9 protein-coding genes are annotated in these 11,188 nt (G+C 40.2%); 5 read left to right on the plus strand and 4 right to left on the minus strand.

The genetic code is table 11. From position 1 onward, the window contains the following. Window positions 1-6 precede the first annotated feature (6 nt). The 4 genes from IR083_RS10700 to IR083_RS10715 form a co-directional block, all read right to left on the minus strand. The gene (locus IR083_RS10700; RefSeq protein WP_194224325.1) at window positions 7-1,113 is read right to left on the minus strand and encodes a site-specific integrase; all 1,107 of its coding nucleotides are present in this window, start codon (window positions 1,111-1,113) and stop codon (window positions 7-9) included. A gap of 1 nt (window position 1,114) precedes the next feature. After that, window positions 1,115-2,041, minus strand: coding sequence for a helix-turn-helix domain-containing protein (locus IR083_RS10705; RefSeq protein ID WP_044216727.1), 927 nt, complete (start codon window positions 2,039-2,041; stop codon window positions 1,115-1,117). 270 nt (window positions 2,042-2,311) lie between these two features. After that, window positions 2,312-3,703 (minus strand): tRNA uridine-5-carboxymethylaminomethyl(34) synthesis GTPase MnmE, encoded by a 1,392-nt coding sequence (gene mnmE, locus IR083_RS10710; protein WP_006801207.1) that lies wholly within the window; start codon window positions 3,701-3,703, stop codon window positions 2,312-2,314. A gap of 331 nt (window positions 3,704-4,034) precedes the next feature. After that, window positions 4,035-4,730, minus strand: a complete 696-nt coding sequence (locus IR083_RS10715; protein WP_194224326.1) for a helix-turn-helix domain-containing protein — start codon at window positions 4,728-4,730, stop codon at window positions 4,035-4,037. Window positions 4,731-5,255: 525 nt separating this feature from the next. Here IR083_RS10715 and prfB point away from each other — a divergent pair. The 5 genes from prfB to IR083_RS10740 all read left to right on the plus strand — a co-directional run bounded on the left by prfB (window position 5,256) and on the right by IR083_RS10740 (window position 11,127). Further along, a protein-coding gene (gene prfB, locus IR083_RS10720) for a peptide chain release factor 2 (RefSeq protein ID WP_185095965.1) occupies window positions 5,256-6,369 on the plus strand; the annotation gives its coding sequence in 2 pieces (ribosomal slippage) (window positions 5,256-5,318 and window positions 5,320-6,369; 1,113 coding nt in all). A gap of 48 nt (window positions 6,370-6,417) precedes the next feature. Then, window positions 6,418-9,186 (plus strand): S9 family peptidase, encoded by a 2,769-nt coding sequence (locus tag IR083_RS10725; RefSeq protein WP_194224327.1) that lies wholly within the window; start codon window positions 6,418-6,420, stop codon window positions 9,184-9,186. 125 nt (window positions 9,187-9,311) lie between these two features. Beyond that, window positions 9,312-10,505, plus strand: coding sequence for a low temperature requirement protein A (locus IR083_RS10730; RefSeq protein WP_194224328.1), 1,194 nt, complete (start codon window positions 9,312-9,314; stop codon window positions 10,503-10,505). A gap of 60 nt (window positions 10,506-10,565) precedes the next feature. Continuing rightward, window positions 10,566-10,862 (plus strand): GNAT family N-acetyltransferase, encoded by a 297-nt coding sequence (locus IR083_RS10735; RefSeq protein WP_194224329.1) that lies wholly within the window; start codon window positions 10,566-10,568, stop codon window positions 10,860-10,862. Between the two features lie 43 nt (window positions 10,863-10,905). Then, window positions 10,906-11,127, plus strand: coding sequence for a (4Fe-4S)-binding protein (locus IR083_RS10740; RefSeq protein WP_006801200.1), 222 nt, complete (start codon window positions 10,906-10,908; stop codon window positions 11,125-11,127). The last annotated feature ends 61 nt before the right edge of the window (window positions 11,128-11,188 follow it).

An 11,188-nucleotide genomic window follows, 5' to 3' on the forward strand; every position in this document is an offset into this window, starting at 1 on the left:
TGTTCTTTACTTTAAACTAATTTTATTTGCAGATTCTCGTTTCTTCGAACTAACCAAATCCGCATATATCTGTGTTGTAGAGACATTTTTATGAGTAAGCATCTTACTCACAGTGTAAATATCTGTACCTAAAGCGATTTGCAAGGTAGCAAAAGTATGCCGAAAGCAATGGAATGTGATGTGTTTTGTTATTCCGGCACTAGCAACCCATGCTTTTAAAGGTTGTTGAGTCATACTTCGTTGTAGACCTCTAAAGACTTTTCCTTTTCCTCGTTTGCCACATAAATCCAAAGCCTCGTCGCTTATTGGCAAGGTTGTTTCTGTTTCAGTCTTTTCTATTCGTAATCGCATGCAATAGCCTCCATCCGAAGCCGGCTCTATTTCTTTCCAATCGAGTTTCAATATATCACTGATTCGCAATCCGGTCATGCAGGAGAACAAAGAAGCAGTTTTCAATATCGGGTAATCATCGCATGGGGTGTTGGCTAGCAACTTGACTTCATCCAACGTGAGATATTCTTTCTTTACATCAGTTGTTTCTATTGAATCAAGAAAGTCATTCAAATTCTCTCTAAAAAACTTCTCTTTATAGGCGACCTTCAATAATGCTCTGAAGGTAGAGAAATATCCGGATGCTGAATTCTGCGATATCCGATAGTTCTTGTTTTTCAATTGCCTTGCATCCTGCAAATAATCTCTAAAACGATTGCATAGATCTACAGAGACTTGTCCGAAAGCGCATTTGCCTTTGACGAAGTTAGAAAAATGCAAATACACCTTCATCCATTTCTGATCTTTCTTTTCTGCTTTAGTTTTGAAGTAGATAAGAAAATCCGCTTTTGCTTTATTCTTGTCTAAAAAACCGAATTCCTCATTAATGATGGATTGTACCCTTATGCTTCTGATAGCCTCAGCTTTCATCAACATTTCGTTGTTGAATTCTTTTTCGAATTCATTTCTAGGCTTTGCATAAATGTAAATACCCAAATACTCACGCCGTGTCATCTTCATGGAGTGAGGATCACGAATTGCAGGGTAGTAGTCTAAATAGAGGCTTATCCTTCCTCTTGTTACATCTCGTTGTCTGAGATGAACTCTCGTCAGTGTTGCCATATTATTGTGTTATTTGAGGGTTAAACAATTTGTCGAGTTCAGGCTTCGATATCTTAATGTATCGACCATCTTTCATTTTGGGTATATCATGATACTTTATATAATGGTATAGTGCATCACGAGTCAGGTTGTATTTTTCCATAGCTTCTTCTACTGAATAATATTCAGGCTCCTTGGGTTTTTCATATCCCTTTGCTACATCGAAATCATGTTTGGAGTATAAAACCATTCGCCCATCCTTCTTCTTGGGTATTTGATTCTCTGAGACAAAGCTGTATATTGCATTGAGAGTCAACCCATACTTTTCCATAATATCCGCAACTGTGTACCATTCTCTAATATCCTGATAATCATTAATGCCTTTCTTTTCAAAATATTTATCAATGTGCTTCTTGCTAAAATAGGATTTTCCCCGAATCAGAGTTTTAGGTATATCATTCTCTCTGGCTACTTTGAATAGCCAGGATTCTTTAATATTGAATTTTTCTTTGATCTCAGCTACTGTATAGAATTCGGTGAGCGGTTTTGCTTCGACACTCGGCCTGGCCTTTGACTCATATTTTTCGGCATTATCAAACATCGCATCAATATCTGAACGACGAATAAAAGTTTTGCCATCCATCCGGATTCCTTTTAATTGTCCGCGATGTAGATAGCGATAAACAGTGGTCCTCTCAATACTTAATAGAAAAGCTGTTTCTACCACTGACAGAAACTCTTTATCCTGAATTTCTTCGAAGCGTTCACTGATCCGTTCTATCTCCTGCATAACGGCATAGTTGAGACCTACGACCTTTCTCTTCTTCTTATCTTCTTTATAAGCCCTCGAGTTACATTGGTGAGAACAATAACGGGTCGTCGTTCTCTGTGCTACGAATCTTTTTCCGCAGTACTCACATTTTTTTATAATCTCTAATTTATTGCTCATAATTCTATCCTTTAACTTCGCTAAAAATCTGTTGCCTTGTGTTGCACTTTGTATCACAGCGTTGCTACATGTTGCAAATATGCATAATCTATGTTATTAATCCAAACGAGAGTGCAATTTTTTCGATGATCGGTACAAAAATGACATAAATATCATCAAAAAAACTATAATTATTGATTAGCAAAGATAGAATAGAGAAAAAGAAAAGCCACCATAAAATGGTGACTTTGTGATGATTGATAATTATTATCGATTAATATTGATTACTTATCATTTGCCGATACAAAACTTACCAAATATATTCCCCAATATCTCATCAGTAGATATCTGTCCAGTTATCTCACCCAGATAATGCATACATTCCCGAATATCCTGAGATAAAAAATCCCCGGATAGATGTAACTCCAGCCCTTCCCCTACTCTCTTTATAGCAGTTAATGCATTCTCCAACGCTGCATAATGGCGCATATTAGTTACAATAATATCCTGCTCTCCTATTTCCGGGATATTAGCCGCTTTCACAAGCAAGCTCTCCAAGTCATTCGTTCCCTGTTCATATTTTGCTGAAATGAAAATACGATCCGGAATCTCTTCCTTAAGTAGTCTCTCTTTATTATCTTTTCTCTCGGCAGAAATCATGTCAACCTTATTGAACACCAAAATCAACTTCTGATTCTTTATAGCAGGTAATATCTTTTCAGCCAAATCCCGGATATGCTCATCCGCTGTTCCTACATCCGTTATCCACAGTATAATATTGGCTTGCTCTATCTTTTTGAATGTACGTTCTATCCCGATACTCTCTATCTCGTCAGTTGTATCACGTATCCCGGCGGTATCGATCAGGCGGAATGTCAGCCCTTGTATATTAATAGTATCCTCTATCACATCACGGGTTGTACCATGTATATCCGAAACAATTGCTTTCTCTTCATGTAACAACAGATTCAAAAGAGTTGACTTTCCCGCATTCGTCTCACCTATGATAGCTACAGGAATACCATTCTTCACAGCATTTCCCAATTCGAAAGATTCTGCCAGTTTCCTTATATGCAGTTCAATATCATAAGCCGTTTCTTTTAGTCGCTCCCTGTTCGCAAATTCAACATCTTCCTCCGAGAAGTCAAGCTCCAGTTCGATCAGGGATGCAAAATTCAGGAGCTCAGTACGCAGCTCAATTAATTTATTACTAAATCCTCCGCGCATTTGGTTCATAGCCAGTCTGTGCGTGGCAGCCGACGACGATGCAATCAGGTCTGCGACAGACTCAGCTTGCGACAGATCCATCTTACCATTCAGAAAGGCCCGTTGTGTAAATTCTCCGGGTTGAGCCAAAGCAGCACCTTTGGATATCAACAACTGCAAAATATTTTGCTGTATATAAACAGAACCATGACAGGAGATTTCTACAACATCTTCACCGGTAAACGAATGCGGTGCTTTGAAAACACTAATCAGCACCTCATCCAATACAGTACTATCCTTTATTATGTACCCGAAATGGATTGTATTTGCCTTTTGCTCTCCAAGTTTTTTATTTCCAAGTGGCTTGAAAACGAACTCTGTCAACTCAATACACCCTTTCCCGGATAAACGAATAATGGCTATACCTCCCACACCGGCCGGAGTGGATATTGCTGCTATAATATTATTTTCCTGCATATTTTGTTCTCTCAAGTTATCTCCTCAAAGTTACACTGTTTCTGTTACATAAAAAATTAATCATCTCCCGAAGAGTAAAAAAGTAACAAAGGTAACAGGGAAAACAATTAAGAATGAAGAATGAAAAATTAATAATTAGCTTATCGTGTTGAGCAGAGCAGGGTATCCTGTTTATAAAAAACTCCGTGTTACTCCGTTTACTCCGTGGTTAAAAATAAAAGGTAACAGGTTTTTCATTCAATTGTTATCAGTTAGCAACTTGTATCTCGTGTCTTGTCTACCCCCGTATCTCATATAACTTTTAACTTATTACTCATTACTTACTACTTCCTCAATCTGTCCTCGATGTGTATCCCGGAGGCAGAAACGGATAAAGATTCACCTTGGACTTCTCCACCGGAGCGTCAGATTGTTGAGCAACAGCTGACTCTTCCTTGACTTTATCTTGCCCATTTTTCACTTTTAATTCTTCACTTTTCACTTTTAGTTCTTCTTCCAGTTTCCTGTCCACGGCCGCCACTACCTCCGCATTGAGCGAGCCGCCCGGACGGAAGCCATTCTCCTGTAAGATCATCAGTTGCCGTTTGGTTTCTTCATCCTGTACTTCGATGACCAGCGGACGGCGCTCCGATGCAAGTAACCGGTCTTTGTCTTTTTTCCTTTCCTCCCGGTCGAGTACATACTTTATCGCACGGATACTCGGCGGACAGAATTTCTTTTCCACCACACGGCATTTCTCCACATCGTTCAGCGGATCGTTCTTATCGGGGACATAGGTGACCTTCTCTTTTTTCTGCACGTAGCCCTCGAGCAGTTGTTTCAGTCCGATACGTGCCGAGGCTATCATCACGTCTTCCCGGTGGTCGATGGCTTCTTCTACTGCTTCTTTAAACCCGGGCTTTTCTTTTTTCCATTCGTAAAATGTTTTACGGCTGATTTTAAATGATTTGCAGATTTCTGATATGCTGCACAAGTCCTGCTCTATCATCCGGATAATCTCTGTTGCGATCTTTTCTTTATACTTCATAAGATACTTAAATATTAATGTTTAATAATTAGTTTCTTATATAGATAAAGATATTTGGTTTTGATAAAAAGCCCTGCCTTCGTCCTTTCGGATTTGCAATCCGAAAATTTCTACTATCAGGATTTATAATCCGTTAAAGAGCTTATGATAATAAAAAGCGGGGGATTACAAGTAGACAAGATACCCCCCGCTCGCGAAGACGTCCCGTCTGTGTATTTGAGCAACATAACAAGGCTAAAATCAGCAATAAAAATAAATATCTCATTATTATTAGTTTTAATTATAAAGTTATATAAACTAGAGAAAAAGCCGTTCGTTTTTCCATATTTATTCAGTACAGATTTTTCATGACTCGACTGATCGCACAGGCTCTCAGCCTGTAATACCTATTACCTCCTTCCATTATCAAAAAGAAACACACACACTATTTTATCACATTACAAAATACTTATAACTTATAACCCGTAACTTACAACTTATTTTTACCTTTGCATCTCAATTTAGTAATAACTTAAAAGGTAACTTATGATTACATCAGACCAACTCAAAGAAGTGTTGGAACGCGAGGACGCGTTGAGGAGGCATCTTTGACGTCGATGCAAAGAAAATACAACTCGAAGAAGAAGAATTAAGAACACATGCACCCGGTTTTTGGGACGATGCAAAGACTGCGGAAGCCCAAATGAAGATTATCCGCGGGCTTAAAGGCTGGATAGAAGGATACGAAGAAGTAAAAGGTGCTGCCGAAGAATTACAGTTAGCATTTGATTTCCAGAAAGAAGGCGTTACTTCCGAAGAAGAAGTAGACGCAGCATATGAGAATGCCGTAAAGCTTGTCGAAAATCTGGAACTGAAAAATATGCTTCGCCGCGAAGAAGATAAACTCGGCGCAGTATTGAAAGTAAACAGTGGAGCCGGAGGTACCGAAGGACAGGATTGGGCGTCGATGCTCTTTCGCATGTACCAGCGATGGTGCGATGCCAGAGGTTATAAAACAACCATCACCCATTGGCAAGATGGAGATGAAGCTGGTATCAAAACAGCTACATTACAGGTCGAAGGCGAGTATGCGTATGGTTATCTGAAATCGGAGAACGGCGTGCACCGTCTTGTCCGTGTATCGCCATATAATGCTCAGGGCAAACGTATGACCTCATTTGCTTCGGTCTATGTAGTACCCTTAGTCGACGATACTATCGAGATCGAAGTAAACCAGTCCGACATTACATGGGATACGTTCCGTTCCAGTGGAGCCGGAGGTCAGAATGTAAATAAAGTAGAGACAGGGGTTCGCCTGCACTACAAATACAAAGATCCTGAGACGGGAGAAGAGAAAGAAATCGTAATAGAGAATACAGAAAGCCGTTCCCAGTTCGGAAACAAGGATAATGCGATCCGTTTGCTGAAATCGCAGTTATACGAAATGGAACTGGAAAGACGTAGTCGCGAACAGTCGAAGATAGAGGCCGGTAAGAAAAAGATAGAATGGGGTTCACAAATCCGAAGCTATGTATTCGACGACCGCCGCGTGAAAGATCACCGTACAAACTACCAGACATCCAATGTCAATGCTGTAATGGATGGCGACCTGGACGATTTTATCAAAGCATATTTAATGGAGTATGGAGAAGAAGCCTGAAAAGGTTTCTTTTTCATTTCACAATCATAAACTAAAAAGACCTTAATTATGATCAGGGAAGCATATCGGATGAGTGCTGTTCTGTGCGTTGCACTATTGGCAGCAATGCCGGGAATGGCGCAGAAGAAAGTGTTAGACCATTCTGTTTACGATACATGGAAGAGCCTTTCCAATATCGAAATAACGAATGACGGAAAGTATAGCGTTGCCATAGTAAAGGAACAGGAGGGAGATGATTATCTCCTAATCCGGAACCTGAAAAGCCAAAAGGAGCTTATGCTTCCCCGCGGTTATACATATACCATTACTCCAGACCAAAAGTATGTAGTAGCTCAGATAAAAGCGCCTTATGCTGTAACCCGTCAGGCAAAAATAAAGAAAACGGCCGATGAGAAATTGCCTAAGGATTCGCTGGCAATAATATCCCTCGATAAATTTACACTATCTAAGATACCGAATGTGAAGAGTTATAAGCTGGGAAAAGATTATTCCGACTATATTGCCTACACATTGGACGACACAATAAAAGTAAAGGACAAGAAAGACGTAAAGGCATATTCGCTTATCTTCCGTAATCTTTATTCGGCAAAAGAAGATACAATCAAACATGCGACCGAATATGTATTCAGCCGCAACGGTAAAAGTCTTGCAACGATACTGAAGCCGAATGCCAAAGATACGGTAAATAAAGCGGGAGTATTATTCATCAACCTGAGTACTCTGGATCAGAGAACAGTTTCGACAGGAAAGACAACGTATAAAAATGTTGCATTATCGGAGTCCGGAAGTAAACTAACCTTCCTTGCTACAGCCGATAGTATCAAGAAAGAAATCAAAGACTATGGTCTCTTTTATTTCGATGCTACACTCGATTCAGCCATGCTTATGGCAGATAAAAGTACATCAGGAATGCCTGATAAATGGAGTGTGAGTGAAAATTATTCGCCTGTTTTCAGTAAAGATGAAAAGCGCCTGCTGCTAGGTACCGCACCCGTAAAATTGCCAAAAGATACAACTATACCTGATTTTGAAAAGGCTCAACTCGACCTTTGGCATTGGCAGGAACCACAGATACAGCCCATGCAGCTGATTCAACTGGAAAAGAAAAACAAACAAACTTATCTCTCATATATAGATTTAAACAATAATAAGTTTTATCAGTTGGCAACCGAAGATATTCCCGAAGTAAATATCTCAGGAGAGAATAACGGAAAATATGCATTGGGAGTTTCTGACCTCAAATATGAAATTGAGCAGCAATGGGATCTTTGGGCAGGATCGAGAAATGATATCTGGCTCTTCGATCTGGAGAATAATACAAAGAAGCAAATAAGAACGGGCTTAGAAGGACGAATTTACTTCTCTCCCCAAGGCAATTATCTGTTATGGTATACTCCCCAAGATAAAAAATACTATGCTTATTCCGCCAAAACAGGACAAGAAGTCTGCCTGACAAACAGCCTTGATGTAAATTTCTGGGACGAAAAAACAGATACACCGATACAGCCTTATCCATACGGTCCTGCTGCTTGGATGGAAAATGATGCTGCCGTTCTGGTTTATGACAGATATGATATATGGAAGCTTGACCCTGATGGAGTAAAGAAACCGGAAAATCTGACAAAGGGGATTGGGCGCGAAAAGAAAACCGTACTCCGGTATATTAAGACTGACCCGGAGAGCCGCTTTATAAAACCCGATGAAAAATTATTACTGTCAGCTTTTGATGAGACCAGTAAGGAAGCCGGATTTTATGAATGGAATAAATCGAAAGCAGTTCCTCTGATAATGGGTAAATATACATATACTACGCCGATAAAGGCGAAAGATAAGGATGTATATTGTTTTACAAAAAGCAATTTCAACACATCTCCGGATTTATATGTAACTACCGATCTATGGAAGACAGATGCTAAACTGTCGGATATCAATCCACAGATGAAAGAATACAACTGGGGTACGGCAGAATTAATGTCGTGGACCATGTTTGATGGCAAGACAACACAGGGTATTGTATATAAGCCCGAAGATTTTGATCCGGCAAAGAAATATCCTGTAATGATTTATTTCTATGAGCAGCATACAGATAATCTTTATCAGTATTTTCCTCCAGCGCCCAGCCGTTCCATCATCAATATCCCGTTTTATTGCAGCAGGGGTTATATTGTATTTACACCCGACATAGTATACACAACAGGACATCCCGGCGAGAGCGCCTATAACGCTATCGTTTCCGGTGCGCAGAAACTGGCTGAGAACCCATGGGTAGATAAAGACAATATGGCTATACAAGGACAAAGCTGGGGTGGCTACCAGACAGCTTACCTGATTACCCGTACCAATATGTTTAAAGCTGCGGGAGCCGGAGCACCGGTATCCAATATGTTCAGTGCATATGGTGGTATCCGTTGGGATACGGGAATGAGCCGCCAGTTTCAGTATGAGCAGACACAATCACGTATCGGTGCTACTATGTGGGAGGCTCCGGAACTGTATAAGGAAAATTCTCCGGTTTTCTTTGCCGATAAAGTACAGACTCCTTTGCTTATCATGCATAACGATAAAGACGGCGCTGTGCCGTGGTATCAGGGTATCGAATATTTTATGGCTCTCCGCCGTTTACAGAAACCGGTATGGATGCTTCAATACAATAATGAAGCACACAATCTGAAAGAGCGGAGAAATACCAAAGACCTGAGCATACGTTTACAACAATTTTTCGATCATTACCTGAAAGGCGCCCCGATGCCTGTATGGATGAAGACGGGAGTGCCCGCCACCGAAAAAGGGCGGAATTATGGCTTAGATATGGAATGAAAATATGAAAATATATAGGAGAAGACAGGCTAAAATAGCCTGTCTTTTTCATATCTTGTCTTCTTTGAACAAAGCATAGATCAAACCGTTAATAACATAACCGGTCCGATAAATAATATTAACTTATGGCTCATTCTTCACATACCTCACATTCCCTCCTGCGCAAGCGCGGTGAAGGAATTGCCACTGTGTCTTTCTCCGAGTTGCTGTTCGACCTGATATATGTATTTGCCGTCACACAGTTGTCTCATTACTTTTTACATCATCTGAACTGGACAGGCTTTTTGCAAAGCGCCGTACTCTGGTTTGCCGTATGGCTCGGCTGGCAGCATACCACATGGATGACAAACTGGTTCGATCCGAATATCCGCAGTATAAGGGGCATCTTATTTGTGCTGATGATGATCGGGCTACTGGTTGCGGCAGCCATTCCGGAGGCTTTTGGCGAAAGGGGATGGATATTTGCCTTTTGCTATGTGGCCATTCAGGTCGGACGTACAGCATCCATTCTATTTATGCTGGGCAGGAAGCATCAATTAACACCAAATTACACCCGTATATTCGGCTGGTTTATCATATCGGCAATCTTTTGGATCATCGGCGCATTTCAGGAAGGAGATATGCGCCTGTTATTATGGGCGATAGCTGTCCTGTGTGACTATACCGCACCTATGTTCGGCTTTTACCTTCCGTTTTTGGGACGGTCAGATTCGGCCAAAGACTGGACAATAGACGGGCATCATCTGGCCGAAAGAAGTCAGTTGTTTGTTATCATTGCCTTTGGGGAAACAATTTTAATGTCAGGCGCTTCATTAAGTGAAATCGAAGTATGGACAGCTCCTATTGTTTTGGCAGCACTTATATCATTCGTCAGTAGCCTGGCTATGTGGTGGATTTATTTCGATACAAGCAGCGAAGCCGGAGCGGAAAAAATAATGAAAGTGGATAATCCTGGCCTACTGGGTTTGAAATATCACTCGATACATGTTATCTTAGTAGGTGCATTGATATTATGTGCCGTGGGTGATGAATTGGTGGTCAATCATCCGTTGGGGCATATGACTGCATCTGCCGTATTTGTCGTGATTGTGGGACCGATCATCTATCTGATTGCGAATATGGTATATAAATGGTTTACATGCAGGATTATAGCAAAGTCTCATATTATAGCGATTGTGGCCTTAATTGTCCTTATTCTGGTTAGTCCTTATCTAAATCTTATCGTCTGCAATGCATTGTCTGTATCTATATTTGTATTTATCAGCATTCATGAAGTTATTGATTCGAAAAAGAAAGGTCATAAGAAAATAAAGGAATAAACAATATGCAACTGCAGGACGTTTATTAATAAAATACAAACTAAAAAAACTTATTCTGCAATGGAAAATTACGAATTAATCAACAATACAGATGAGAATCAATATGAGTTTCATGTAGGAAAATATCTTGCTAAGATAGAATACATAAAAACGAATAACGGAGAAATATACCTGACTCATACTGAAGTTCCTGTTGCTCTCGAAGGGCAGGGTATTGGCAGCCAGCTTGTCGAAAAAGTACTTACAGATATAGAGAAGAATGGGTTGCGCCTTATCCCCCTTTGTCCTTTTGTGGCAGGATATATCAAAAAGCACCAGGATTGGAGACGTATTGTGATGAAAGGGATCAACGTGTAACAGAGGAAACTATAAGATCTACTAAATATACAAAACTAAAAACATGGAAAAGAAAATTGAATACACCAATGGTGAACTTACCATTGTTTGGCAACCTGAGCTTTGTCAGCATGCAGGTGTTTGTGTGAAAATGCTGCCTGAAGTATATAATCCTAAAGACAGACCTTGGGTAAAACCGGGAAATGCGACTACAGAACAATTAATTGCTCAGATAAATAAATGTCCTTCGGGGGCGCTAAGCTATAAGCTGAATAATAAAGGTTGACCAGAGCCAACATTCATATCATAATTATAACCATAACGGCCATAAAAATAATGGCCGTTAT

Origin of the sequence: Dysgonomonas sp. GY75 (assembly GCF_015234155.1) — a bacterium.
In the GTDB taxonomy this organism is placed as follows: domain Bacteria; phylum Bacteroidota; class Bacteroidia; order Bacteroidales; family Dysgonomonadaceae; genus Dysgonomonas; species Dysgonomonas gadei.